Genomic DNA, 24,678 nt, shown 5'->3' with positions numbered 1-24,678 from the left:
CCACGAAGGAGAACCGTGACGCCCGAGGAGATCCTCGCCGCCGACCGTCGGCACGTCTGGCACCCGTACGCGGCCCTGCCGCCGGCCAGCCCACCGTACGTGGTGGACAGTGCCGAGGGCGTGCGGCTGCGGCTGGCCGACGGCCGGGAGCTGGTCGACGGGATGTCGTCCTGGTGGGCGGCGATCCACGGCTACCGGCACCCGGTGCTCGACGCGGCCGTCACCGACCAGCTCGGCCGGATGAGCCACGTCATGTTCGGCGGCCTCACCCACGAGCCCGCGGTACGCCTGGCCCGGACCCTGGTGGAGCTGACCCCGGACGGCCTGGAGCACGTCTTCCTGGCCGACTCCGGCTCGGTCAGCGTCGAGGTGGCGGTGAAGATGTGCCTGCAGTACCAGCGGGCCCTGGGGCGGCCGGAGCGCCGCCGGCTGGGCACCTGGCGCGGCGGCTACCACGGCGACACCTTCCACCCCATGAGCGTCTGCGACCCGGAGGGCGGCATGCACCACCTCTGGGGCGACGTGCTGCCCCGGCAGGTGTTCGCGCCGGTGCCACCGTCCGGTTTCGACACCCCGCCCGACCCGGCGTACGAGGCGGCGCTGGTGGACGCGGTGGAGCGGAACGCCGGGGAGCTGGCCGCGGTGATCGTCGAGCCGGTGGTGCAGGGCGCCGGCGGGATGCGCTTCCACCACCCGCACTACCTGCGGGTGCTGCGCGAGGTGACCCGGGCGCACGGGATCCTGCTGGTCTTCGACGAGATCGCCACCGGCTTCGGCCGGACCGGCACCATGTTCGCGGCCGAGCACGCCGGGGTCGCGCCGGACGTGCTCTGCGTCGGCAAGGCGCTCACCGGCGGGTACCTCACCCTGGCCGCGGCGCTCTGCACCCCCGAGGTGGCCCGGGGCATCTCCGCCGACGGGGTGCTGGCGCACGGCCCCACCTTCATGGGCAACCCGCTCGCCTGCGCGGTCGCCAACGCCTCCCTGGACCTGCTGCGGGCCGGGGACTGGGCGGGCCGGGTGGCGGGCATCGCCGAGGGCCTGCGCGCCGGCCTGGCGCCGCTGCGCGGCACCCCCGGGGTGGCCGACGTGCGGGTGCTCGGCGCGATCGGCGTGGTGCAGCTCGACCACGAGGTGGACATCCCGCGGGCGACCGCCGCCGCGGTCGCGCAGGGGGTCTGGCTACGGCCGTTCCGGGACCTGGTCTACACCATGCCCCCGTACGTCACCGACGAGGCGGACGTGGCCCGGATCGTGGCCGGGGTCGAGGCGGCGGTCAAGGCGGGCTGAGCCCGCGGGAGGCCACCGGCGACCGGCGACCGGTGGTGGCAGGACGGCCCGGCTGCCGCGCGGCGGCCGGGGACAGCACCACGAGCGGCGGCGTACCCGTCGCGGACAGCGCGGCGCGAGCCCGCACGAGGAGAGGGAGAGTCGCGATGGAGACCTTCGGCGCCCGCCTGCACCGGGCCGTGGCCGAGCGGGGACCGCTCTGCGTGGGGATCGACCCGCATCCCGGGCTGCTGGCCCGCTGGGGGCTGACCGACGACGTCGACGGCCTGGACCGGTTCTGCCGGACGGTCGTGGAGGCCGTCGGCGACCGGGTGGCCGTGGTCAAGCCGCAGTCGGCGTTCTTCGAGCGTTTCGGGGCGCGCGGGGTCGGGATCCTTGAGTCAACTATCCGACAGTTGCGAAATGCGGGCTCGCTCGTTCTCCTCGACGTCAAGCGCGGCGACATCGGCTCGACGGTCAGCGCGTACGCCTCGGCGTACCTCGATCCATCCAGCCCGCTGTATGTCGACGCGGTCACCGCGAGTCCCTACCTGGGGGTGGGTTCGCTCGCGCCGATGTTCGAGCTGGCGGCCGCGCACGGCGGCGGCGTCTTCGTCCTGGCGCTCACCTCGAATCCCGAAGGAGCCGCCGTGCAGCGCGCCGTCGGGGCCGACGGGCGCACCGTGGCTCAGACCGTCATCGACGAGATTTCCCAGCTCAACCGGGGTGCCGAGCCGCTCGGCAGCTTCGGGCTGGTGGTCGGCGCGACGATCGGTGACACCGGTCACGACCTCACCGCGGTGCACGGTCCGCTGCTCGCCCCGGGGCTCGGCGCGCAGGGTGCCACGGCCGCCGACCTGCGTACCGTCTTCGGTTCCGCCCTGCCCTGGGTGCTGCCGTCGTACTCCCGGGAGGTGCTGGGCGCGGGGCCGGACCCGGCCGCGCTGCGCGCCGCCACCGACCGGGTGCTGGCCGAGTGCCGGACCGCCCTGGCCACCCCGTGACTGACTGACGGCTCGGTCACTTTCCGTTGATCTTCGCGCGCCCACGTTGCCGAAAACGCCGTTGACCGCTAGTTTTCCCCGCGCTGGGAACCACTGACCCCTTTGGTTGCCAGCGACACCACGTTTCACAGCTGCGGTGGTGCGCCCCGCCCGCCGTACTAGGGACCTGAGGAGAACTGGTGCCGCTCCCGTCACTGACCCCCGAGCAGCGCGCTGCCGCGCTGGAGAAGGCCGCGGAGATCCGCAAGGCCCGTGCTGAGCTGAAGGAGCAGCTCAAGCAGGGCAAGACCACCCTCGCCACCGTCCTCGAGCGGGCCGAGTCCGACGACGTCGTGGGCAAGCTGAAGGTTTCGGCCGTGCTCCAGGCGATGCCGGGCATCGGCAAGATCCGAGCCACCCAGATCATGGAGAAGCTCAAGATCGCTGACAGCCGCCGGCTGCGTGGCCTGGGCGAGCAGCAGCGCAAGGCGCTGCTTGGAGAGTTCGCCGCCAACTGAACGACCCACCGTGTAGAAACAAGCGGTGAGCACGGATGACGAGGCGCGCCCGGCGGCTCGGCTCACTGTCCTGGCCGGACCTTCGGGGGCCGGCCGGGAGAGTGTCGTCGAGCTGGTCCGGGCGCGCTTTCCGTCCGTGTGGGTGCCGGTGGCCGCGACCACCCGGCCGGCCCGCCCCGGTGAGGTGGACGGCGTCGACCGGCTCTTCCTCGACGCGGGCGACTTCGACCGCATGGTCGCGGCCGACGAGCTGCTGGAGTGGAGCCGGATCGGGCCGTACCGGCGTGGGGTGCCGCGCGCGGGCGTGCGGTCCCGGCTCGCCGAGGGGCGGCCCGTGCTGCTCCCGCTGGACCTGCCGGGCGCGCTCGCCGTCCGGGCCGTGGCGCCGGACGCGCGGCTGGTGCTGCTGATCCCGCCCGCGTACCGCCCGGAACCCGCCGTCGCGGCCGCCTTCGCACACGCCGTCGTGCACGACCGGACCGAGCGCGCGGCCGAGGAGCTGGTAGGCTTGCTCGGTTCTTCCTTCCTGGCTTCGGCCCGACCGCGCCGGAGCGGTTGAGAGGCCACCGCTCTTGAGAGGCCACCGCCCCCGGGCGGTGCACAACGACGCAGAGGTTAATTCGTGGGATCCATCGCCAACCCCGAAGGCATCACCAACCCGCCGATCGACGAGCTCCTCGAGAAGACCACCTCGAAGTACGCGCTTGTCATCTTCGCGGCCAAGCGCGCGCGCCAGGTCAACGCCTACTACAGCCAGCTCGGTGAGGGCCTGCTGGAGTACGTCGGCCCGCTGGTGGAGACCACCCCCCAGGAGAAGCCGCTCTCCATCGCCATGCGCGAGATCAACGCGGGTCTGCTCACCGCCGAGCCGACCGACCAGCCGTAAGCCCCGCCCGCCCCGATGGCCGCCGAGATCGTCCTCGGGGTCGGTGGCGGCATCGCCGCCTACAAGGCGTGTGAGCTGCTCCGGCTCTTCACCGAGTCGGGTCACCGGGTCCGGGTCGTGCCGACCGCGTCGGCGCTCCGTTTCGTCGGGGCGCCGACCTGGGCCGCGCTCTCCGGCCAGCCGGTCGCCGACGACGTCTGGTCCGACGTGCACGAGGTGCCGCACGTCCGCCTCGGGCAGCACGCCGACCTGGTCGTGGTGGTGCCCACCACGGCCGACCTGCTCGCCAAGGCCGCCCACGGCCTCGCCGACGACCTGCTCACCAACACCCTGCTGACCGCGCGCTGCCCGGTGGTGCTCGCGCCGGCCATGCACACCGAGATGTGGGAGCACCCGGCCACCGTCGCGAACGTGGCCACCCTGCGGTCCCGCGGCGTCCTGGTGATCGAGCCCGCGGTCGGCCGGCTCACCGGCAAGGACACCGGCAAGGGCCGGCTGCCCGACCCGGCCGAGATCTTCGCGGTCGCCCGCCGGGCCCTGGCCCGCGGCGGCGCCGTCCCCGCCGACCTGGCCGGCCGGCACGTGGTGGTCACCGCAGGCGGCACCCGCGAGCCGCTCGACCCGGTCCGCTTCCTGGGCAACCGCTCCTCGGGCAAGCAGGGCTACGCGTTCGCCCGCGCCGCCGTGGCCCGGGGCGCCCGGGTCACCCTGGTCTCGGCCAACGTCGCGCTCGCCGATCCGGCCGGTGCGGACCTGGTGCGGGTGGGCAGCACCGAGGAACTGCGCAAGGCCACGCTGGAGGCGGCCGCCGACGCGGACGCCGTGGTGATGGCCGCCGCGCCCGCCGATTTCCGCCCGGCGACGTACGCGCCCGGTAAGATCAAAAAGTCGGACGACGGCAGCGCGCCCACGATCGAGCTGGTCACCAACCCGGACATCGCGGCCGAGCTGGGCCGGCGCCGGCCGCCGGAGCAGGTGCTGGTGGTCTTCGCCGCGGAGACCGGCGACGCCGAGGCCAACGGCCGGGCCAAGCTCGCCCGCAAGCGCGCCGACCTCATCGTGATCAACGAGGTCGGGGTGGACAAGGTGTTCGGGGCCGAGACCAACGCCGCCACGGTGATCGGGGCGGACGGGTCGGTGCACCGGATGCCCGAGCAGCCCAAGGAGGACCTGGCCGACGCCGTCTGGGACCTCGTGGTCGCCCGGTTGGTGGAGCGGTCCTGACGGTTGGTCACTCTCCGGTTCGCCGGGTCACCCTGGGAGCACGGTGACTAAACTGCCGCCGAGCGACCTTTAAAAGTCTTCACATGCTTAGGAGTGCCGTGACACGTCTCTTCACGTCCGAATCGGTCACGGAAGGCCACCCGGACAAGATCGCCGACCAGATCAGTGACGGCATTCTCGACGCACTGCTCGCGCAGGACCCGCACAGCCGCGTGGCGGTCGAGACCCTGATCACCACCGGCCAGGTGCACGTCGCCGGCGAGGTGACCACGAAGGCGTACGCCGACATCCCCACCATCGTGCGGGACACGATCCTGTCGATCGGCTACGACTCGTCGAAGAAGGGCTTCGACGGCGCCTCCTGCGGCGTGAGCGTGTCCATCGGCGCCCAGTCGCCGGACATCGCGCAGGGCGTGGACAACGCGTTCGAGCTGCGTACCGGCTCGTCGGAGAGCGCGCTCGACGCGCAGGGCGCCGGCGACCAGGGCATGATGTTCGGCTTCGCCTGCTCCGAGACGCCCGAGCTGATGCCGCTGCCGATCGCGCTCGCCCACCGGCTGGCCCGCCGGCTCGCCCAGGTCCGCAAGGACGGCACGATCCCCTACCTGCGGCCCGACGGCAAGACCCAGGTGACCATCGAGTACGACGGGCTGCGCCCCGTCCGGCTCGACACCGTCGTCGTCTCCAGCCAGCACGCGGCCGACATCTCGCTGGAGTCGCTGCTCACGCCGGACGTCCGCGACCACGTCATCACCCCGGAGCTGGAGGGCCTCGGCCTCGACACCGAGGGCTACCGGCTGCTGGTCAACCCGACCGGGCGCTTCGAGATCGGCGGCCCCATGGGCGACGCGGGCCTCACCGGCCGGAAGATCATCGTCGACACCTACGGCGGCTACGCCCGCCACGGCGGCGGCGCGTTCTCCGGCAAGGACCCGTCGAAGGTGGACCGCTCGGCCGCGTACGCGATGCGCTGGGTCGCCAAGAACGTGGTCGCCGCCGGCCTGGCCGAGCGCTGCGAGGCGCAGGTCGCGTACGCCATCGGCAAGGCCCACCCGGTCAGCCTCTTCGTCGAGACCTTCGGCACCGAGACCGTGCCGGTCGCCTCGATCGAGAAGGCCGTCGCCGAGGTCTTCGACCTGCGCCCGGCCGCGATCATCCGGGACCTCAACCTGCTCCGCCCGATCTACCAGCAGACCGCCGCCTACGGCCACTTCGGCCGCGAGCTGCCGGACCTGACCTGGGAGAGCACCGACCGGGCCGCCGACCTCAAGTCGGCCGCGGGAGCCTGACCGGCACCAGGCGCGGCGACCGGCGACCCGCCGAGGGGTCGCCGGTCGCTCGTGTCTGCGTGGACGTGCCGCTGCCGCACCTCGACCGCCCCTTCGACTACCTCGTCCCCGACACCCTCGACGCCGACGCCCGGCCCGGGGTGCGGGTGAAGGTCCGCTTCGCCGGGCAGCTCGTCGACGGCTGGCTGCTGGAGCGCGTCGCGGAGTCCGCGCACCCGAAGCTGGCGTACCTGGAGAAGGTCGTCTCCCCGGTGCCGGTGCTGGCGCCCGAGGTGGCCGAGCTGGCCCGCGCGGTCGCCGACCGCTACGCCGGCAGCCTCGCCGACGTGCTCCGGCTCGCCGTCCCGCCCCGGCACGCCCGGGTCGAGAAGGACGTCACGGCGACCGACGCGGCCGGGGCCGACGCCACCGCGCCGACCGCCGCCGACCCGGCCGTCCCGGCGCCCGCCGATGCCGCCGGCCCCGCCACTCCGGCCTCCGCCGATGCCGCCCGCCCCGCCACTCCGGCCTCCGCCGGCGCCGCCCGCCCCGCCACTCCGGCCTCCGCCGACGCCGCCGGCCCCGCCACCCCGGCGTCCGCCCCCGTGGACGGCCCGCACGATGCCGCCCCGGTCGACCCGCGTGGCTGGCGCGATTACCCGGCCGGGCCGGCCCTCCTACGGGCCCTCACCGCCGGCCGGGCGCCCCGGGCCGTGTGGTCCGCGCTGCCCGGCGAGGACTGGGCCGACCGGTACGCCGACGCCGTGGCGGCCACCGTGGCCGGCGGCCGGGGCGCGGTGGTCGTGGTGGCCGACGCCCGGGATCTGGACCGGCTCGACGCCGCCCTGACCGCCGTCCTCGGGCCCGGGCGGCACGCCTGCCTCTCCGCGGCGGCCGGACCGGCCCGCCGCTACCGGGCCTTCCTCGCCGCCCGCCGGGGGGACGTGCCCGTGGTGATCGGCACCCGGGCGGCCATGTTCGCCCCGGTCGAGCGGCTGGGCCTGGTCGCCGTCTGGGACGACGGGGACGACCTGCACGCCGAGCCCCGGGCGCCGTACCCGCACGCCCGGGAGGTGCTGCTCACCCGCGCCCAGCTCGGCGGGACCGCCGCCCTGGTCGGCGGCTACGCCCGCACCGCCGAGGCCCAGCTGCTGGTGGAGACCGGCTGGGCCCGCGAGGTGGTCGCCGACCGGGCGACCGTGCGGGCCCGCATGCCGGCGATCGCGCCGACCGGGGACGACCCGCACCTGGCCCGGGACCCGGGGGCCGCCTCGGCCCGGCTGCCGAGCCTGGCCTGGACCACCGCGCGGGACGCGCTCCGTGCCGACCTGCCGGTGCTGGTGCAGGTGCCCCGCCGCGGCTACCTGCCCTCGGTGGCCTGCGCCGAGTGCCGGGCCCCGGCCCGCTGCCCGCACTGCGCCGGGCCGCTGGCCCTGCCGTCGGCCGACGGGGTGCCCGCCTGCCGCTGGTGCGGGCGCGTCGCCGCCGCGTACGCCTGCCCCGAGTGCGGCGGGCGGCGGCTGCGGGCGTCGGTCACCGGCGCCCGGCGGACCGCCGAGGAGCTGGGCCGGGCGTTTCCCGGGGTGCCGGTGCGCACCTCGGGCCGGGAGGAGGTGCTCGCGGCCGTGCCGGCCGGCGCCGGTCTGGTGATCGCCACCCCGGGCGCGGAGCCGGTGGCCGAGGGCGGCTACGGGGCGGTGCTGCTGCTCGACTCGTGGGCCCTGCTCACCCGGGCCGACCTGCGGGCCGGGGAGGAGGCGCTGCGCCGCTGGCTGGCCGCCGCCGCGCTGGCCCGGCCCGGCCCGGCCGGCGGCCGGGTGGTGGTGGTCGCCGACGGCGCGCTCGCGCCCGTGCAGGCGCTGCTGCGCTGGGACTCGGCCTGGTTCGCCACCCGCGAACTGGCCGAGCGCCGCGAGCTGGGCTTCCCGCCGGCCGTGCGGATGGCCAGCGTCACCGGCGTGGCCGACGCGGTGGCCGACCTGCTGGCCGGCACCCGGCTGCCGGACGGCGCCGAGGTGCTCGGCCCGGTGCCGGCCGACGAGGGGCGGGAACGGATGCTGGTCCGGGTGCCCCGGGCCCGGGCCGCCGCCCTGGCCGGGGCGCTGCACGCGGCGGCGGGGCAGCGCAGCGCCCGCAAGGCGGCGGACCCGGTCCGGCTCCAGATCGACCCGCTCAGCCTGTTCTGAGCCCACCGGCGGCCCGTGACGTGCCGCACCCGGGCCGTCGCGTACGGTCGTGAGCAGCGGTTTGTCGCACACCTCGTGCGGCAAATGGGTGGAAGACGCGTGATAGCATCGCCCGTCATGCCCAGGCGCACGACGGCTCACGGTCGCGGCGCGGCGAAGCGGGAGCGCGTCGAGCCGACGCGGATTCGATGATGTCAATCAGCCGGTGATCAGGGGTGGACCAGTCGTGACCGTTCGTCAGTCGATCGTCTTCAACGGTGACCTCGGCAGCGGCAAGAGCACCGTTTCCGTCGAGATCGCCAAGCGGCTGGGGCTGCGCCGGGTCAGCGTCGGCGACCTCTACCGCCAGATGGCCCAGGAGCGGCAGATGACCGCCCTCCAGCTCAACCTGCACGCCGAGCTGGACCAGGCCGTCGACGGCTACGTCGACCAGCTCCAGCGCGACATCGCCGCCTCCGGCGAGAGCCTCGTCATGGACTCCCGGCTGGCCTGGCACTTCTTCACCGACGCGCTCAAGGTGCACATGATCACCGAGCCGACCGAGGCGGCCCGGCGGGTGCTGGCCCGCCCGTCCGGCCCGGCGGAGAGCTACACCTCGATGGAGGAGGCGAAGGCCAAGCTCCGCGAGCGCAGCGAGAGCGAGCGCAACCGGTTCATCGTGCGCTACGGCGTCGACAAGGCCCGCCTGCGCAACTACGACCTGGTCTGCGACACCACCCGGGCCACCCCCGAGCAGGTGATCCAGCACGTGATCGACGTCTACGAGGGGCGGCTCGGCGCGGAGGTGCTGCGCGACGGCCAGCCGCTGCTGCTGCTCGACCCGGCCCGGATCTACCCGACCGAGGACATCGCCGCCCTCCGCGGGCTGTGGGACTCGGAGTTCGTCGGCGAGGTGGCCGGGTCCGGCGACGAGGCCCTGGAGCCGCTGACCATCGGCTACACCGGGGAGTACTTCTTCGTGGTCGACGGCCACCGCCGGCTCAGCGCCGCCCTGCAGAGCGGCTTCCCGCTGGTCCCCGCCCGGCTGGTCGCCGAGGTCGACGAGCCGGTGGTCGGCGGGCTGAGCGCCGTCGACTTCTTCACCGCCCAGGCCCGGCCCAGCCTGATCCACGACTGGGAGGCCGCGCACGGCCTCGCGCTGCCGCTGCCCGAGCACGCCCTGCTGGGCGGGGACGCGGTACTGGCCGGGGAGCCGGGCACCGGCGTCTGACCGGCCGCGGGCGCGGCGACCGGGATCGCCCGATCCGGCGGACCGGAGCATGATGAAGGTCTCCGATGCCTGGGGAGGCCGACCGTGGATCCTGCCGACGCCCTCGCGCTGCTCATGTCGCCCTCGGGGCGGGTCGACCCGTACCCGACATACGAGCGGCTGCGCGCGCACGGCCCGGTGGTCCAGGCCGGGCCGGTCTTCTACGTGGTGACCGGCTACACCGAGGCCGACGCGATCCTCCGCGACGCCCGGTTCGGGGTGATGGACGACGACCTGCGCGACCAGTTCCTCCCGGGGTGGCGGGAGAGTCCCGCTGTCCTGTCGATCTCCCGGTCGATGCTGCGCACCAACCCGCCCGACCACAGCCGGATGCGCCGGCTGGCGGCCGGCGCCTTCACGCCGCGCCGGATCGCCGCCATGCGGGACGTGGTCGAGGCGCAGGCCGACCGGCTGGTCGACGGGATGCTGGCCCGCGGCCGGGACGGCGCACCGGTCGACTTCATGGCCGAGTTCGCGTACCCGCTGCCGGTGGGGGTGATCTGCGCGCTGCTCGGGGTGCCGGCGGCCGACCGCCCGCTGTTCCGGCGCTGGGCCACCGACCTGACCGGGGTGCTGGAGCCCGAGATCACCCCCGAGGAGCTGGCCGTGGCCGACCGGGGCGCGAGCGAGCTGCGCGACTACTTCACCGAGCTGGTCGCCGCCCGCCGGCGCGCCCCGGCCGACGACCTGACCACGGCCCTCGTGCAGGCGCACGACACCGACGGTGGCCGGCTCTCCGGCGACGAGCTGCTGGCCAACCTGATCGTGCTGCTGGTGGCCGGGTTCGAGACCACCACCAACCTGCTCGGCAACGGTCTCGTGGTGCTCCTCGACCATCCCCGCGACGCGGCGGCGCTGCGCGACCACCCCGAGTTCGCCCCCGGCTACGTCGAGGAGCTGCTGCGCTACGACTCCCCGGTGCAGCTCACGTCCCGGATGAGCACCGAGCCGAGCCGGCACGGCGGCGTGGACGTGCCCGCCGGGAGCTGGCTCATCGTGATGCTCGGCGCGGCGAACCGGGACCCGGGCCGCTACCCGGAGCCGGCGCGGTTCGACCCGTGGCGCCCGCAGGTGCACCCGCTGTCCTTCGGCGCCGGCCCGCACTACTGCCTCGGCGCGGGGCTGGCCCGGCTGGAGGCGCAGGTGGCGTTCCCGCTGCTGCTGCGCCGGCTGCCCGGTCTCGCCCTGGCCGGGCCGGGGGAGCGGCGGGTCCGGCTCACCCTGCGTGGACACGCCACCCTGCCGGTCACCGTGGGTGACGGAGCGTCGCCGGTCACCGATCGCGGTACGCCGGCCGGGGCGACCGGATCGACTCCGTAGACTGGTACGGCACCAGCCGTCCCAGACAAGGAGCCACTCCGCGTGACCGTCCAGCCCATCCGTCTGTTCGGCGATCCGGTGCTGCGCACGCCGGCCGACCCGGTCGTCGACTTCGACGCGGAGCTGCGCAAGCTCATCGCCGACCTGACCGACACGATGCGCGAGCAGAGCGGCGCCGGCCTGGCCGCGCCGCAGCTCGGGGTGGGCCTGCGGGTGTTCACCTTCGACGTCGACGACGTCCTGGGGCACCTGGTCAACCCGGTGCTGGAGTTTCCCGACTCCGAGGAGCAGGACGGCCCGGAGGGCTGCCTGTCCATCCCGGGGCTCTACTTCGACACCAAGCGCCGGCAGAACGTGATCGCCAAGGGCTTCAACGGCTACGGCGACCCGCTGCAGATCGTCGGCACCGGCCTGATGGCCCGCTGCGTGCAGCACGAGACCGACCACCTCGACGGGGTGCTCTTCGTCGACCGGCTCGACCCGGCCGGCCGCAAGGAGGCCATGAAGGCGATCCGCCAGGCCGAGTGGTACGACGAGGCCGCCCCGCCGACCGTCAAGCTCAGCCCGCACGCCGCCGGCAACCCCTTCGGCCTGGGGCGGTGACCCGGATGCGCCTGGTCTTCGCCGGCACGCCGGCCGTCGCCGTTCCCGCGCTGGACGCGATCGCCGCCTCCGGTCACGACCTGCTCGCCGTGGTCACCCGCCCCGACGCGCCCGCCGGGCGGGGCAGGGGCCTGGTCCGCTCCCCGGTCGGGGCGTGGGCCGACGCGCACGGCGTCGAGGTGCTCACCCCGGCCCGGCCGCGCGAGCCCGAGTTCCTCGACCGGCTCCGCGAGCTGGCCCCGGACTGCGTGCCGGTGGTCGCGTACGGGGCGCTGGTGCCGCCGGCGGCGCTGGAGATCCCCCGGCTCGGCTGGATCAACCTGCACTTCTCGCTGCTGCCCGCCTGGCGCGGCGCGGCGCCCGTGCAGCACGCCGTGCTGCACGGCGACGAGCTGACCGGGGCCAGCGTCTTCCAGTTGGAGGAGGGGCTCGACACCGGCCCGGTCTACGGCACCGTCACCGACGAGGTGCGGCCCGCCGACACCTCCGGCGACCTGCTGGAGCGGCTGGCCCACTCCGGCGCCGGGCTGCTGGTCGCGGTGCTCGACGCGCTGGCGGCCGGCACCGCCCGCGCCGAGCCGCAGCCGGCCGACGGGGTCTCCCTGGCGCCGAAGCTGACCGTCGAGGACGCCCGCGTCCGCTGGGCCGACCCGGCCTTCGCGGTCGACCGGCGGATCCGCGCCTGCACCCCGGCCCCCGGCCCGTGGACCACCTTCCGGGGCGACCGGGTCAAGCTCGGCCCGGTCACCGGGGTGGCCGACGGCCCGGAGCTGAAGCCCGGTGAGCTGCTGGTGGAGAAGTCGCGGGTGCTGGCCGGCACCGGCACCGTCCCGGTGCGGCTCGGCGAGGTGCGCGCGGCCGGCAAGAAGGCCATGTCGGCCGGCGACTGGGCGCGGGGCGCCCGGGTCGCCGCCGGCGAGGTGCTCGCGTGACCGGGCCGTCCGAGTCCGCCGGCGGTCCCCGCGGCGGCCGCTCCGGCGACGCCGGGCGGTTCACCGGCGGCGAGCGGTCCCGGGACCGTGGCCGGCCGGAGCGCGGTGAGCGTCCGGGTCGCCGGGGCGACGGCCCGCCGCGCGAGGGGCGCTTCGGCGCGGACCGGCGCGGCGGCGCCCGGCGTCCGGCCCGGCCGGCCGTCGACCTGCCCCGGCAGGTCGCGTTCGAGGCGATCGCGGCGGTGCACCGGGACGACGCGTACGCCAACCTGGTGCTGCCGGCCATGCTCCGGGACGAGGGGCTCACCGGCCGGGACGCCGCCTTCGCCACCGAGCTGACCTACGGCACGCTCCGCCACACCGGCACCCTGGACGCGATCATCACCGACGCGGCCGGCCGGGAGGTGCAGCGGATCGACCCGCCGGTGCGGGACGCGCTGCGGCTCGGCACGTACCAGCTCCTGCACACGCGGGTGCCGGCGCACGCGGCCGTGTCGTCCACCGTGGACCTGGTGCGCACCGTGGGGCCCGGGGCCACCGGCTTCGCCAACGCGGTGCTCCGCGAGGTGGCGAGCCGCGACCTCGACGGCTGGGTGGGGAAGCTCGCCCCGTCCGAGGAGACCGACCCGATCGGCCACCTCGCGCTGGCGTACAGCCATCCGCAGTGGATCGTGCGGGCCTTCGCCGAGGCGCTCGGTGGCGACCTGCGCGAGACGGCCCGCCTGCTCATCGAGGACAACGAGCGCCCGCCGGTGCACCTGTGCGCCCGGCCCGGTCTGGCCGACCCGGTGGCGCTGGCCGACGAGGTCGGCGGCGCGCCCGGCGCCTTCTCGCCGTACGCGGTCTACCTCTCCGGCGGCGCGCCGGGTGAGCTGGCGGCGGTGACCGAGGGGCGGGCGCACGTCCAGGACGAGGGCTCCCAGCTGGTGGCGAACGCCCTCGCGGTGGCGCCGCTGGAGGGCCCGGACGGCCGCTGGCTCGACCTGTGTGCCGGCCCCGGCGGCAAGGCCGGCCTGCTCGGCGCCCTGGCCGCGGAGCGCGGCGCGCGGCTCACCGCGGTCGAGGTGGCCGAGCACCGGGCCCGGCTGGTCGAACAGGCCACCCGCGGCTTGCCGGTCGCCGTGCTGCACACCGACGGGCGCACGGTGGGCGCGGATCCGAAGCTGCCGGAGGGGCACTTCGACCGGGTGCTGGTCGACGCCCCGTGCACCGGCCTCGGGTCCCTGCGCCGCCGGCCGGAGTCGCGCTGGCGCCGCCAGCCGTCGGACCTGCCGCCGCTGACCCGGTTGCAGCGGGAGCTGCTCACCGCCGCGCTGCGCGCGGTCCGGCCGGGTGGCCTGGTCGCGTACGTGACCTGCTCGCCGCACACCGTCGAGACGCACGTGACGGTGACCGAGGCGTCCCGCCGGTGCGGCTTCCCGGTCGACTTCGTCGACGCCCGCCCGCTGCTGCCGGCCGGCATGCCGGGGCTGGGGGACGGCCCGACGGTCCAGTTGTGGCCGCAGCGGCACGGCACGGACGCGATGTTCCTGGCGGTGCTGCGCCGGGGCTGAGGGCGGGCCCGGTCGACGGGTCGAATGTCCAAGGTGAACTTAAAAGCGGGACCGGCGACGCCGGTCCCGCTTTGTGTCATGTGACATCCCCGTTGACTCTTACATCGATACATGTAACTGTTCCGATCAGTTCGACGCCGGGGCTCCCACCGGGGTCCCGGGGTCGCGCCACCCCCGCCAGCACGTCCCGCCGACCCCCACGAGGAGTCACCATGAGACGCAGAACGCCGACCGCGGGCCTCGCGCTCGCCCTCTTCGCCGCCGTGACGGCGGCCCTGGCCGCCCCCGCACCGGCCGGCGCCGCCCCCGCCGGTGCCGCCGCCCCCGCGCTCGCCGCCGCGGCGCCGGACATCTCGGTGACCAACGTCCAGGCCCACCTCACCCAGCTCAACAGCATCGCCAGCAGCAACGGCGGCAACCGGCGGGCCGGCTCGGCCGGCTACACCGCCTCCGTCGCCTACGTGAAGGGCAAGCTCCAGGCCGCCGGCTACACGGTCTCCGAGCAGGTCTGCACGACCTGCACCTACCGGTCGAACAACCTGATCGCCGAGTGGCCGCAGGGCCCCGCCGACCAGGTGGTCATGTTCGGCGCGCACCTGGACAGCGTCTCCGCCGGCCCGGGCATCAACGACAACGGCTCCGGCTCGGCCACCCTGCTGGAGAACGCGCTGGTTCTGGCGAGCCAGAACCCGAGCATGACGAAGCGGGTTCGGTTCGCCTGGTGGACCGACGAGGAGCAGGGCCTCAACGGCTCGGAGTTCTACGTCAACTCGCTCACCGCCACCCAGCGGAGCGCCATCAAGGGCTACTACAACTTCGACATGGTCGGCTCGACCAACGGCGGCTACTTCATCAACCGGCTCACCTCCACCACGGCGGCGCCGCTCAAGGCGTACTGGGACTCGCTGAACCTCCAGCCGGAGGAGAACGTCGAGGGCCAGGGCCGCTCCGACGACTACTCCTTCCAGCAGGCCGGCATCCCGACCTCCGGGTACGCCGCCGGCGCCAGCGCGCGCAAGACCAGCGCCCAGGCGAGCAAGTGGGGCGGCACGGCCAACTCGGCGTACGACTCCTGCTACCACCGCTCCTGCGACACCACCGCCAACGTCAGCGCCACGGTGCTCAACCGCAGCGCCGACGGCGTGGCGTACGCGATCTGGCAGCTCGCGGTCGGCGGCGGCACCCCGACCAACGACTTCTCCGTCGCGGTGAGCCCCACCTCCGGCAGCGTCGCCCGGGGCGGCTCCACCACCGCGACGGTCAGCACCGCCACCACCAGCGGCAGCGCCCAGACGGTGAGCCTGTCGGCCACGGGCGCGCCCAGCGGGGTGACGGTGAGCTTCAGCCCGTCCTCGGTCACCTCGGGCGGCTCGGCCACCATGACGGTCAGCGCCTCCGCGACGGCAACCACCGGCACCTTCACCATCACGGTCACCGGAGCCGGCTCGGTCACCCGCACCACCGGCTACACCCTCACGGTGACCGGCACCGGCGGCTGCGCCGGCGGCCAGCTCATCGGCAACAGCAGCTTCGAGTCGGGCACCACGCCGTGGACCGCCAGCTCGGGCGTCATCACGAACTCGTCGAGCCAGGCCGCCCGGACCGGCTCCTACAAGGCGTGGCTGGACGGCTACGGCAGCACCCACACCGACACGCTGTCGCAGTCGGTGAGCATCCCGGCCGGGTGCGCCAGCTACACGCTGTCCTTCTGGCTGCACGTCGACACCGCGGAGACCACCACGAGCACCGCGTACGACAAGCTGACCGTGCAGGTCGGCACCACCACGCTGGCGACGTGGTCGAACCTCAACGCGGCGAGCGGCTACGCGCAGCGCAGCTTCAACCTGGCGGCGTACGCCGGGCAGACCGTCACGCTGAAGTGGACCGGTGTGGAGGACTCCTCGCTCCAGACCAGCTTCGTCGTCGACGACGTGACGCTCCAGGTCGGCTGAGCGAGCCGGGCGGGGTGGGCTCGCCGGCCCACCCCGCTCCCGCTCAGGTGACCGGCAGCGCCCTGCTGCCGCCGCCCTTGAGGGAACGGGTCAGCGTCCGGTCCGAGACCCACAGGAAGCACTGCACGCCGCGGTCGCCGTCCTGCCACTCCTCCTCGTAGGGGTGGTAGATGATCGTGCCGGCCCGGTAGACCATGTCGCTGTTGTTCGGCACCTTCACGTACTTCGCGATCAGCCCCCGGCAGCCCTTGTGCGCCCGCAGCGTGGTGCGCTGGAACTCGGCGTAGCTGAGGTCGGGGAAGCGGTAGACCCCGACGAACTCGGCGTGGTGCCTGGCGGTGCAGGCGACCGGCCGCATCTCCTCCACCTCGTCCTTGCTCAGCTTCGGGTTGAAGCAGCCGAGCGTCAGCGGCGAGCCCGGCTTCAAGGCGTTGCGCAGGCTGCCCCGGCGCGCGACGACGCTGCCGTCGTCCACGCTGGTCACCTCGGAGGCGTCGCAGCGGAACCAGCGGGCCCCGCCCGTCCAGGCCAGGGCCGAGGGGAAGACCACCGACAGCCGCAGCCGCCCCGAGCGCCACTCGGCGCCGACCGCCTTGTTGACCTGCGTGGTGCACTGGGCGTGCGCGGTCCGAACGCCGGACGACCCGGCCCGCGGGGGAGTGCCGCGTCCGGCGTCCGGGCCGGTCAGGGTGCCCACGTACAGCGTCTCGGCGCGGTGCGCGGCGGCGCAGTCCACCGGGTTCCAGCCGCTGAGGTAGCCGACGTCCTGGACGGTGGGGTGGCAGGTGCCGGCCTGAGGGACGAAGGCCACCGGGGCGCCGAAGGCGGGCCAGTCGTCGGCCAGGTCGCGGTCGACCCCGGCCGGCGCGCCACAGCCGCCGAGCGCCAACACCGCCGTGACACCCACGGCGACCGCCGCCCACCATCGCCGCATCCCGACCGACCTCCCCGTCGTCCGTGGTCGCCCGACCGGCGCGGAGCACCGGGTACGCCTCGGCGGTGCAGCATACGACACCGGGGCTCAGCTGACGGGGAGTCCCTCGGGGCCGGCCCCGCGCATGGACCGGGTCAGCTTCCGGTCGTCGCTCCACAGGAAACAGCGCACCCCCCGGTCGCCCTCCTCCCACTCCCGCTGCGACGGCGGGTAGAAGATCGAACCGGCCCGGTACGGCAGGTCGGCGTTGTTCGGCACCGCGGCGAACGCGGCGATCAGCGCCATGCAGCGGCGGTGCACCTGCGCGGCGGACCGGCTGAAGTCCGCCCAGCTCATGTCGCGTTCTTCGAAGACGCCGACGAACTCGGCCCGGTGCGGCTCGGTGCAGAGCACCGGGGCCATGTAGTTCAGGTTGTCACCGATCAGCTTCGGGTCGAAACAGCGGTGCACCAGCGGGCTGTCGCCCACCATGGCGCCCCGCAGGCTGCCGACCCGGTTGACGGGCCGGGTGTTGTCGATGCTGTCGGTCTCGGCCAGGTCGCAGCGGAACCAGCGGGCCCCGCTCACCCACGCGGTCACCGGGGGCAGCGCGATGTTCAAGGTGAGGCGGGCCGAGTGCCAGTCCCCGCCGATCACCTCCCGGGCCCGCTGGTCGCACTCGGCGCGGGCGGTGCGCAGCCCGGGCGAGCCCGGCTCCGGCCGCGCGCCCTGCGCCGCCGGCCCGGTGAAGGTGCCGACGTGCACCGTCTCGGCCAGGTGGCTGCCCGCACAGTCGACCGTCTCGTAGGTGGCGGCCTGCACCACGGCGGTGAGCCGGGACAGGCAGGCGTCCGTGGCGGGAACGAACAGTCGCGGCGCCGGCAACGCGGCCCAGTCGTCGGTGAGGTCCCCGTCGGCCCGGTGCGGTGGGACACAGCCGGTCAGGACCACCGTCGCCGTGCCGGCCAGCGCCAGCGCCAGGAGCCACCGTCGCATCGTCCGCCCTTCCCGGGAGATGACAGCCGGCCGCCGCGGCCCGTGCGGAGTTCCGCGCGACCGGGCGTGCAGCATATGTGACAGTCCCTGTAGGAGTTTCGTCCTGTTTCGATCGTTCGGCCAGTCGCGGATGACTTTTCGTGCCGACTTTCCGCGCCCGGCCGGCCGATTCTGCACGGGTGGTCACGGCCGGGTCACAGCGGGCTGCGGGCGGAGCCGCGCTGCGGACGCCGGGTGACCGCCTTCGTACACTGGCCCGGTGACCGTACCGCCGCTGATCGTCGCGCCCAGCATCCTGGCCGCCGACTTCGCCCGCCTCGCCGACGAGGTCCGCGCCGTCGAGCACGCCGCGGACTGGTTGCACGTGGACGTCATGGACAACCACTTCGTGCCCAACCTGACCATCGGGCTGCCGGTGGTGCAGAGCCTGCGGGCGGCCACCCAGCTTCCCTTCGACGTGCACCTCATGATCGAGGATCCGCGCCGCTGGGCGCCGGGCTACGCCGACGCCGGTGCCTACAACGTGACGTTCCATGCCGAGGCGTGCGACGACCCGGTGGCGCTGGCCAAGGACCTGCGCTCGGCCGGCGCGAAGGCGGGGCTGGCGATCGACCGGGACACCCCGATCGAGCCGTACCTGGACCTGCTGCCGAGCTTCGACACGCTGCTGATCATGACGATCAAGGCCGGCTTCGGCGGCCAGCGGTTCATCCCCCAGCTGCTCGACAAGGTGCGCGCCGCCCGGCGGCACGTCGCGAGCGGCCACCTGGAGCTGCGCATCGAGGTGGACGGCGGGATCGCCGCGGACACCATCGAACAGGCCGCCGCGGCGGGCGCCGACGCCTTCGTGGCCGGCACCGCGGTCTACGGTGCCGACGACCCGGCCGAGGCGGTCCGCCGGCTGCGCGGCCTGGCGGAACGCGCGACGACCGGGGCCTGAGGTGGACCCGGCCGGCGACCGACCCGACGTGATCCTGGTCGTCGACGACGACGAGGACATCGCCCGCTTCGTCGAGTTCAACCTGCGGTTGCACGGCTTCGAGGTGCTGCACGCCGGCGACGGCCAGGAGGCCCTGGAGGTCATCGAGCGGCACCGGCCGGACCTGGCCGTGGTGGACCTCATGATGCCGCGGATCGACGGGCTGGAGCTGACCCGCCGGCTGCGCGCCGATCCGATGACCTCGGCCCTCCCGGTGATCATGCTGACGGCCAAGGGGATGACCTCCGACAAGGTCAACGGCCTCAGCGCCGGCGCCGACGACTACCTGGTCAAGCCCTTCGACACCGCCGAGCTGGTCGCCCGGGTCAGCTCCACGCTGCGCCGCAACAAGGAGTTCCGGGAGGTCTCCCCACTGACCGGGCTGCCCGGCAACAGCCGGATCCGGCGGGAGATCAGCGACCGGGTGCGCAGCGGCGTCGACTACGCCGTCGGCTACATCGACATCGACCGCTTCAAGAGCGTCAACGACCGCTACGGCTTCGTCCGCGGCGACGAGTTCATCTCGGCGCTGGCCCGCAGCCTGCACCGGGCGGTGGTCTCGATCGGCCTGCCGCCGGCCTTCCTCGGCCACGTCGGCGGCGACGACTTCGTCATCGTGTGCACCCCGTCCCAGGTCCGGCCGCTGACCAGCCGGGCCGTGGTCGACTTCGAGAAGGCCGCCGACGCCCTCTACGACCCGACCGACCGGGAACGCGGCTTCGTCGAGCTGAAGGACCGCCGGGGCAACATCCGCCGGGCCGCGCTGGTGACCCTCTCGATCGGGGTCTCCCTCTCCGACGCGGGCAAACGCTTCACGGACCCCCTGGAGGCGATCGCCGTGGCCTCCGAGATGAAGACGGTCGCCAAGAGCCAACCCGGCTCGTACGTCGCGGTCGACCGCCGCCGGGGTGTGACGTGACGATCCGTCCTTCGTTGTGAGGTAGCTCGCGTCTGTGGCGCGACCCGCCGCCCGCCGTGTAAGACTTCCGGTGTACCCACCACGCGCTGGCGGGGCTCGGTGAAATTCCGAACCGGCGGTGATCCACGGTCCGACCGTGGTAAGCCCGCGACCCGGACGGCTTCGGCCGGACGGTGGACCTGGTGAGAATCCGGGGCCGACGGTTGGGGTGCGGCTCGTCCGCCCCCAGAAAGTCCGGATGGGAGACAGCGCGCGGGACGGGGGAGAGCCCTGCCGGGCGCTGAGCACCCTCAGCCGCCGCGTGGGCTCCCCGGGGTCGGCTGTGCCGTCCCCGGATCTCCGCCGCCGCGTGTCCGCGGCACCCGTGCCGTTCTGTCCCCGACCCGCCCGCGCGCTACCGGCGAGCGGAAGGGCAGGGCTGGCGATGGCGAGCGTCTCCGTGGACGAGGCGATGCGTCGCGCGATCGCGCTGGCCGCCCGCGGCCTCGGCGCCACCAGCCCCAACCCCGTCGTCGGCTGCGTCCTGCTGGACGCCGACGGCGAGGTCGTCGGCGAGGGCTTCCACGCCTACGCGGGCGGTCCGCACGCCGAGATCGTCGCGCTGGCCCAGGCCGGCCGGCGCGCCCGCGGCGGCACCGCCGTGGTCACCCTGGAACCCTGCGACCACACCGGCCGCACCGGTCCCTGCAGCCACGCCCTCATCGCCGCCGGCGTCGCCCGCGTGGTGGTCGCCGTCCCGGACCCCAACCCGGTCGCCTCCGGCGGCGCGGCCACCCTGCGCGCCGCCGGCGTCCAGGTGAACCTGGGGGTACGCGCCGACGAGGCCGAGGCCGGCAACATCGCCTGGCTCACCTCGATGCGCCGCGGCTGGCCGTACCTCATCTGGAAGTACGCGGCCACCCTCGACGGGCGCTCCGCCGCGGCCGACGGCACCAGCATGTGGATCACCTCCGAGGCGGCCCGGATCGACGTGCACGCCCTGCGCGGCACCGTCGACGCGGTGATCGCCGGGGTGGGCACCGTGCTCGCCGACGACCCCCGGCTCACGGCCCGCAACCTGCGCGACGGCACCCTGGCCATCCGGCAGCCGCTGCGGGTGGTGGTGGACAGCTCGGGGCGTACCCCGGCGCAGGCCCGGGTCCGCGACGGCGCCGCCCGCACCTGGGTGGCCACCGCCGCGGAGGTCGGCGCCGGCCCGGACGGCCGAGTCGACCTGGCGGCGCTGCTCGCGGAGCTGCACCACCGCGGCGTGCGGGCCGCGCTGCTGGAGGGCGGCCCCACCCTGGCCGGCGCGTTCCTCGCCGCCGGCCTCGTCGACAAGATCGTCGGGTACGTCGCGCCGAAGCTGCTCGGCGCCGGCCCGACCGCGCTGCTGGACGCCGGCGTGACCACCATCGCCGACGCCATCGACCTGGAGCTCACCGACGTTACGCAGGTCGGCCCCGACCTGCGGATCACCGCGCTGCCCCGGAAGAGGGAGGCCTGACATGTTCACCGGCATCGTCGAGGAACTGGGCGAGATCGTCCGGACCACGGAGACCGGGGATGACTCGGCGCTGGTCGCGGTCCGCGGCCCGCTGGTCACCTCGGACGCCCGGCACGGCGACTCCATCGCGGTCAACGGGGTCTGTCTCACCGTGGTCGACGTCGACGGCGGGACCTTCACGGCCGACGTGATGGGCGAGACGCTGCGCCGCACCGCGCTCGGCGCGCTGCGCCCGGGGGACCCGGTCAACCTGGAGCGGGCCGCCGCGCTGAACAGCCGACTCGGCGGCCACCTGGTGCAGGGGCACGTCGACGGGGTCGGCGAGCTGCTGTCCCGGGAGCCGGCCGCCCAGTGGGAGACGGTCCGCTTCCGGCTGCCCGCCGGGCTGTCCCGCTACGTGGTGGAGAAGGGCTCGATCACCGTCGACGGCATCTCGCTGACCGTCGCGGAGGTCGGCGACGACTGGTTCTCGGTCGGCCTGATCCCCACCACCCTCAAGCTCACCACCCTCGGCGCCAAGGGCGTCGGCGACCCGGTCAACCTCGAGGTGGACGTGCTGGCCAAGTACGTCGAGCGGCTGCTCGGCGAGCGCGCGGCCGGAGGTGCCCGATGACCGGCCCGCTCGGCTGGCTGCTCGACGCCCAGGTGCACGTGGCCGGCTCGCCGGTGCTGGTGCGGGAGATCGTCGGCAACGTCTTCGGCCTCGCCTCGGCGCTGCTCGGGCTGCGCCGGGTGGTCTGGGCCTGGCCGGTCGGCATGATCGGCAACGCGCTGCTGTTCACCGTCTTCCTGGGCGGGGTGTTCGCCACCCCGCAGGCGCACGACCTCTACGGCCAGGCGGGCCGGCAGGTGTTCTTCTTCGCGGTCAGCGTCTACGGCTGGTGGCGCTGGTCGCGCAACCGCCGCTCCGGCGGCGGCGAACAGCCGGCGGTCGTCCCGCGCTGGGCCACCTGGCGGGAGCGGCTCGGCCTGCTCGCCGCCGCGGCGGTCGGCACCGCGGCCGCCTACCCGGTGCTCGCCGCGCTCGGCTCGTGGGGGCCGCTGCCGGACGCCTGGATCCTGGTCGGCAGCCTGCTCGCCACCTACGGCATGGCCCGCGGCTGGGTGGAGTTCTGGCTGATCTGGGTCGCCGTGGACGCGGTCGGCGTGCCGCTGCTGCTCCAGGGCGGCTTCTACCCGTCGGCCGCCATGTACCTGGTCTACGGCGGGTTCTGCCTCGCCGGCCTGTACGCCTGGTGGCGCACCTCCCGGGCGACCCCGCCCGCCCGCACCCCGATCCCGCCGACGTACTCGGAGGCCGTGGCATGAGCAGCACCTTCGGCAGCATCGAGCAGGCGGTGGCGGACATCGCCGCCGGCCGGCCCGTCGTGGTGGTCGACGACGAGGACCGGGAGAACGAGGGCGACCTGATCTTCGCGGCCGAGCTGGCCACCCCGGAGCTGGTCGCGTTCATGGTCCGCTACACCTCCGGCTACATCTGCGTGCCGCTCACCGAGAGCGAGTGCGACCGGCTGGACCTGCCGCCCATGCACCACACCAACCAGGACCGGCGGGGCACCGCGTACACGGTGACCGTGGACGCCCGGGAGGGGGTCAGCACCGGCATCTCCGCGGCCGACCGGTCGCACACCATCCGGCTGCTCGCCGCCGCGTCGACCGGCCCGACCGACCTGGCCCGGCCCGGGCACGTGGTGCCGCTGCGGGCCCGCCAGGGCGGCGTGCTGCGCCGCCCCGGGCACACCGAGGCGGCCGTGGACCTGACCCGGCTGGCCGGGCTGCGCCCCGCCGGGGTGCTCTGCGAGCTGGTCAACGACGACGGCACCATGATGCGCCTGCCCGACCTGGAGAAGTTCTGCGCCGAGCACGGGCTCACCCTGATCACCATCGCCGACCTGATCGCCTACCGGCGGCGCACCGAGAAGCAGGTCGAGCAGGTCGCCGAGGCGCGGATGCCCACCCCGTACGGCGTGTTCCAGGCGCTCGGCTACCGCGCCGAGCACGACACCGCCGAGCACGTCGCGCTCGTCATGGGCGACCTGGGCGACGGCCGGGACGTGCTGGTGCGGGTGCACTCCGAGTGCCTCACCGGTGACGTCTTCGGCTCGTTGCGCTGCGACTGCGGCCCGCAGTTGCAGGCCGCGCTGGCCCGGGTGGCCCAGGAGGGGCGCGGGGTGGTGCTCTACGTGCGCGGGCACGAGGGGCGCGGCATCGGCCTGCTGCACAAGCTCCAGGCGTACCAGCTCCAGGACCAGGGCCGGGACACCGTGGACGCGAACCTCGACCTGGGGCTGCCCGCCGACGCGCGGGACTACGGGACCGGCGCGCAGATCCTCTACGACCTCGGCGTCCGCTCGATGCGGCTGCTGACCAACAACCCGGCCAAGCGGGCCGGCCTGGAGGGCTACGGCCTCACGGTGAGCGGCCGGGAGGGGCTGCCCGTGCGGTCCAACCCGGAGAACGTGCGTTACCTGCGGACCAAGCGGGACCGGATGGGCCACCTCCTGGAGGGGCTGGACGAGGTGACCGAGGCGCCGATGGGCCGCCCGGTCGCCGACGACGAGATCGGAGCGTAGACATGGCGGGATTCGGCGAACCGGGCGTGACCGCGGTGGACGCCGGCGGGCTGACCGTCGGCATCGTGGCCGCACGCTGGCACGGCGACCTCACCGACCACATGGTCGACCGGGCGGTGGCCGCCGCCGAGGCGTGCGGTGCGCGGTCCGTGGTGGCCCGGGTGGCCGGCTCGGTCGAGCTGCCCGTGGTGGCCCAGGCGATGGCCCGCCGGTTCGACGTGGTGGTCGCCCTCGGCGTGGTGGTGCGGGGCGCCACCGCCCACTTCGACTACGTCTGCCAGTCGGTCACCGAGGGGCTGACCCGGGTGGCGCTGGACGAGGGCAAGCCGGTGGCCCACGGTGTGCTCACCGTGGAGACCATCGAGCAGGCCCGGGACCGGGCCGGACTGCCCGGCTCGGCCGAGGACAAGGGCTGGGCGGCCACGGTGGCGGCGCTGGACGCCGCGCTGGCCGTCCGCGGCCTGGACGCCGCGAGCGGCCACCGGGTCGGCTTCGCCTGACCACACCCTGGACCAGGGGCCCCGGGAGAAGGCGTCACCCGGGGCGGCTGGAAGAATCGCCTTCCGTGAAGACGTTCGAGGAGTTGTTCGCCGAGCTGCAGGCCAAGGCCGCTGCCGGCGCCCCGGGCTCGGGCACGGTCGCCGCCCTGGAGAAGGGCGTGCACTTCATCGGCAAGAAGGTCGTCGAGGAGGCGGCCGAGTCGTGGATGGCGGCCGAGCACGAGGGCCCGGAGCGGGCCGCGGAGGAGATCTCCCAGCTGCTCTACCAGGCCCAGGTGCTGATGCTGGCCACCGGCCTCGAGCTGAAGGACGTCTACCGACATCTGTGAGTGCCCCGCCCGCTGATCATCTCGTCGATCGAAGGAGCAC

At 74.6% G+C, this 24,678-nt stretch carries 24 protein-coding genes and 1 riboswitch; of the genes, 22 read left to right on the top strand and 2 right to left on the bottom strand.

The features are described from left to right. The first annotated feature begins 15 nt into the window (after positions 1 to 15). From ACZ6PY_RS24385 to ACZ6PY_RS24320, 14 genes are all read left to right on the top strand, one after another. Positions 16 to 1,290 carry an adenosylmethionine--8-amino-7-oxononanoate transaminase gene (locus ACZ6PY_RS24385; RefSeq protein ID WP_466075360.1) on the top strand — a complete coding sequence of 425 codons (1,275 nt, stop codon included), beginning with the start codon at positions 16 to 18 and terminating at the stop codon, positions 1,288 to 1,290. A 146-nt stretch (positions 1,291 to 1,436) separates the two neighbouring features. Then, entirely contained in the window at positions 1,437 to 2,273 is an 837-nt protein-coding gene (pyrF, locus tag ACZ6PY_RS24380) for an orotidine-5'-phosphate decarboxylase (RefSeq protein WP_466075358.1), read from the top strand. A 179-nt stretch (positions 2,274 to 2,452) separates the two neighbouring features. Beyond that, a complete protein-coding gene (gene mihF, locus ACZ6PY_RS24375) occupies positions 2,453 to 2,770 on the top strand; it encodes an integration host factor, actinobacterial type (protein WP_013285515.1) in 318 nt (105 codons plus the stop codon). 25 nt (positions 2,771 to 2,795) lie between these two features. Then, positions 2,796 to 3,329: a nucleoside/nucleotide kinase family protein gene (locus ACZ6PY_RS24370; protein WP_466075356.1), complete on the top strand. Its 534-nt coding sequence runs from the start codon at positions 2,796 to 2,798 to the stop codon at positions 3,327 to 3,329. 63 nt (positions 3,330 to 3,392) lie between these two features. Further along, on the top strand, positions 3,393 to 3,656 hold the full coding sequence (gene rpoZ, locus ACZ6PY_RS24365) for a DNA-directed RNA polymerase subunit omega (protein ID WP_007075826.1): 264 nt from the start codon (positions 3,393 to 3,395) through the stop codon (positions 3,654 to 3,656). Between the two features lie 15 nt (positions 3,657 to 3,671). Next, positions 3,672 to 4,880, top strand: a complete 1,209-nt coding sequence (gene coaBC / locus ACZ6PY_RS24360) for a bifunctional phosphopantothenoylcysteine decarboxylase/phosphopantothenate--cysteine ligase CoaBC (protein WP_466075354.1) — start codon at positions 3,672 to 3,674, stop codon at positions 4,878 to 4,880. A gap of 98 nt (positions 4,881 to 4,978) precedes the next feature. Beyond that, positions 4,979 to 6,169 (top strand): methionine adenosyltransferase, encoded by a 1,191-nt coding sequence (metK, locus tag ACZ6PY_RS24355; RefSeq protein ID WP_262287260.1) that lies wholly within the window; start codon positions 4,979 to 4,981, stop codon positions 6,167 to 6,169. Between the two features lie 59 nt (positions 6,170 to 6,228). Beyond that, entirely contained in the window at positions 6,229 to 8,334 is a 2,106-nt protein-coding gene (locus ACZ6PY_RS24350) for a primosomal protein N' (RefSeq protein ID WP_466075352.1), read from the top strand. 226 nt (positions 8,335 to 8,560) lie between these two features. Next, positions 8,561 to 9,544, top strand: coding sequence for an AAA family ATPase (locus ACZ6PY_RS24345; RefSeq protein WP_466075350.1), 984 nt, complete (start codon positions 8,561 to 8,563; stop codon positions 9,542 to 9,544). A gap of 114 nt (positions 9,545 to 9,658) precedes the next feature. Further along, positions 9,659 to 10,903, top strand: a complete 1,245-nt coding sequence (locus ACZ6PY_RS24340) for a cytochrome P450 (protein WP_466075903.1) — start codon at positions 9,659 to 9,661, stop codon at positions 10,901 to 10,903. 42 nt (positions 10,904 to 10,945) lie between these two features. Next, a complete protein-coding gene (def, locus tag ACZ6PY_RS24335; RefSeq protein WP_262287256.1) occupies positions 10,946 to 11,506 on the top strand; it encodes a peptide deformylase in 561 nt (186 codons plus the stop codon). A 5-nt stretch (positions 11,507 to 11,511) separates the two neighbouring features. Then, entirely contained in the window at positions 11,512 to 12,438 is a 927-nt protein-coding gene (fmt, locus tag ACZ6PY_RS24330) for a methionyl-tRNA formyltransferase (RefSeq protein ID WP_466075900.1), read from the top strand. After that, on the top strand, positions 12,435 to 13,991 hold the full coding sequence (locus ACZ6PY_RS24325) for an RsmB/NOP family class I SAM-dependent RNA methyltransferase (RefSeq protein WP_466075347.1): 1,557 nt from the start codon (positions 12,435 to 12,437) through the stop codon (positions 13,989 to 13,991). Before fmt ends, ACZ6PY_RS24325 begins: the two co-directional genes overlap by 4 nt. A gap of 212 nt (positions 13,992 to 14,203) precedes the next feature. Further along, entirely contained in the window at positions 14,204 to 15,943 is a 1,740-nt protein-coding gene (locus ACZ6PY_RS24320) for a M28 family metallopeptidase (RefSeq protein WP_466075344.1), read from the top strand. A gap of 43 nt (positions 15,944 to 15,986) precedes the next feature. Here ACZ6PY_RS24320 and ACZ6PY_RS24315 read toward each other — a convergent pair whose 3' ends face one another. Together ACZ6PY_RS24315 and ACZ6PY_RS24310 are read right to left on the bottom strand one after the other, a co-directional pair. Further along, on the bottom strand, positions 15,987 to 16,877 hold the full coding sequence (locus ACZ6PY_RS24315; protein ID WP_466075342.1) for a septum formation family protein: 891 nt from the start codon (positions 16,875 to 16,877) through the stop codon (positions 15,987 to 15,989). 87 nt (positions 16,878 to 16,964) lie between these two features. After that, positions 16,965 to 17,852 (bottom strand): septum formation family protein, encoded by an 888-nt coding sequence (locus ACZ6PY_RS24310; protein ID WP_466075340.1) that lies wholly within the window; start codon positions 17,850 to 17,852, stop codon positions 16,965 to 16,967. 259 nt (positions 17,853 to 18,111) lie between these two features. Here ACZ6PY_RS24310 and rpe point away from each other — a divergent pair, with 259 nt between their 5' ends. The 8 genes from rpe (at position 18,112) to ACZ6PY_RS24270 (ending at position 24,638) form a co-directional block, all read left to right on the top strand. Next, complete coding sequence (gene rpe, locus ACZ6PY_RS24305) at positions 18,112 to 18,792, top strand: ribulose-phosphate 3-epimerase (protein ID WP_387115477.1); 681 nt, start codon at positions 18,112 to 18,114, stop codon at positions 18,790 to 18,792. Beyond that, entirely contained in the window at positions 18,722 to 19,750 is a 1,029-nt protein-coding gene (locus ACZ6PY_RS24300) for a GGDEF domain-containing response regulator (protein ID WP_466075338.1), read from the top strand. Before rpe ends, ACZ6PY_RS24300 begins: the two co-directional genes overlap by 71 nt. Before the next feature lie 81 nt (positions 19,751 to 19,831). Then, positions 19,832 to 20,004, top strand: a riboswitch (FMN riboswitch). 170 nt (positions 20,005 to 20,174) lie between these two features. Then, positions 20,175 to 21,236 (top strand): bifunctional diaminohydroxyphosphoribosylaminopyrimidine deaminase/5-amino-6-(5-phosphoribosylamino)uracil reductase RibD, encoded by a 1,062-nt coding sequence (gene ribD, locus ACZ6PY_RS24295; RefSeq protein WP_466075336.1) that lies wholly within the window; start codon positions 20,175 to 20,177, stop codon positions 21,234 to 21,236. A gap of 1 nt (position 21,237) precedes the next feature. Next, positions 21,238 to 21,849 (top strand): riboflavin synthase, encoded by a 612-nt coding sequence (locus ACZ6PY_RS24290; RefSeq protein WP_466075334.1) that lies wholly within the window; start codon positions 21,238 to 21,240, stop codon positions 21,847 to 21,849. Continuing rightward, positions 21,846 to 22,544, top strand: a complete 699-nt coding sequence (gene pnuC / locus ACZ6PY_RS24285) for a nicotinamide riboside transporter PnuC (protein ID WP_466075332.1) — start codon at positions 21,846 to 21,848, stop codon at positions 22,542 to 22,544. Before ACZ6PY_RS24290 ends, pnuC begins: the two co-directional genes overlap by 4 nt. Further along, positions 22,541 to 23,809, top strand: coding sequence for a bifunctional 3,4-dihydroxy-2-butanone-4-phosphate synthase/GTP cyclohydrolase II (locus tag ACZ6PY_RS24280; RefSeq protein WP_466075330.1), 1,269 nt, complete (start codon positions 22,541 to 22,543; stop codon positions 23,807 to 23,809). The genes pnuC and ACZ6PY_RS24280 overlap by 4 nt, the downstream gene beginning before the upstream one ends. Positions 23,810 to 23,811: 2 nt before the next feature. Then, a complete protein-coding gene (gene ribH / locus ACZ6PY_RS24275) occupies positions 23,812 to 24,309 on the top strand; it encodes a 6,7-dimethyl-8-ribityllumazine synthase (protein WP_466075329.1) in 498 nt (165 codons plus the stop codon). 65 nt (positions 24,310 to 24,374) lie between these two features. Continuing rightward, positions 24,375 to 24,638: a phosphoribosyl-ATP diphosphatase gene (locus ACZ6PY_RS24270; RefSeq protein WP_091263821.1), complete on the top strand. Its 264-nt coding sequence runs from the start codon at positions 24,375 to 24,377 to the stop codon at positions 24,636 to 24,638. Positions 24,639 to 24,678 lie beyond the last annotated feature (40 nt).

The organism is Micromonospora sp. NPDC048907 (genome assembly GCF_055586885.1).
Note: the sequence above shows the minus strand (reverse complement) of the source record. Positions and strands in the feature narration are given on the sequence as shown.

What these genes read in the sequence shown, in the direction of transcription:
- fmt (WP_466075900.1), top strand. Translation starts at nt 11,512, where the DNA reads ATGCGCCTGGTCTTCGCCGGCACGCCGGCCGTCGCCGTTCCCGCGCTG.
- ACZ6PY_RS24310 (WP_466075340.1), bottom strand. Translation starts at nt 17,852, where the DNA reads ATGCGACGGTGGCTCCTGGCGCTGGCGCTGGCCGGCACGGCGACGGTG.
- ACZ6PY_RS24280 (WP_466075330.1), top strand. Translation starts at nt 22,541, where the DNA reads ATGAGCAGCACCTTCGGCAGCATCGAGCAGGCGGTGGCGGACATCGCC.
- coaBC (WP_466075354.1), top strand. Translation starts at nt 3,672, where the DNA reads ATGGCCGCCGAGATCGTCCTCGGGGTCGGTGGCGGCATCGCCGCCTAC.
- pyrF (WP_466075358.1), top strand. Translation starts at nt 1,437, where the DNA reads ATGGAGACCTTCGGCGCCCGCCTGCACCGGGCCGTGGCCGAGCGGGGA.
- pnuC (WP_466075332.1), top strand. Translation starts at nt 21,846, where the DNA reads ATGACCGGCCCGCTCGGCTGGCTGCTCGACGCCCAGGTGCACGTGGCC.
- ACZ6PY_RS24320 (WP_466075344.1), top strand. Translation starts at nt 14,204, where the DNA reads ATGAGACGCAGAACGCCGACCGCGGGCCTCGCGCTCGCCCTCTTCGCC.
- ACZ6PY_RS24340 (WP_466075903.1), top strand. Translation starts at nt 9,659, where the DNA reads ATGTCGCCCTCGGGGCGGGTCGACCCGTACCCGACATACGAGCGGCTG.
- ACZ6PY_RS24290 (WP_466075334.1), top strand. Translation starts at nt 21,238, where the DNA reads ATGTTCACCGGCATCGTCGAGGAACTGGGCGAGATCGTCCGGACCACG.
- ribD (WP_466075336.1), top strand. Translation starts at nt 20,175, where the DNA reads ATGGCGAGCGTCTCCGTGGACGAGGCGATGCGTCGCGCGATCGCGCTG.
- ACZ6PY_RS24315 (WP_466075342.1), bottom strand. Translation starts at nt 16,877, where the DNA reads ATGCGGCGATGGTGGGCGGCGGTCGCCGTGGGTGTCACGGCGGTGTTG.
- ribH (WP_466075329.1), top strand. Translation starts at nt 23,812, where the DNA reads ATGGCGGGATTCGGCGAACCGGGCGTGACCGCGGTGGACGCCGGCGGG.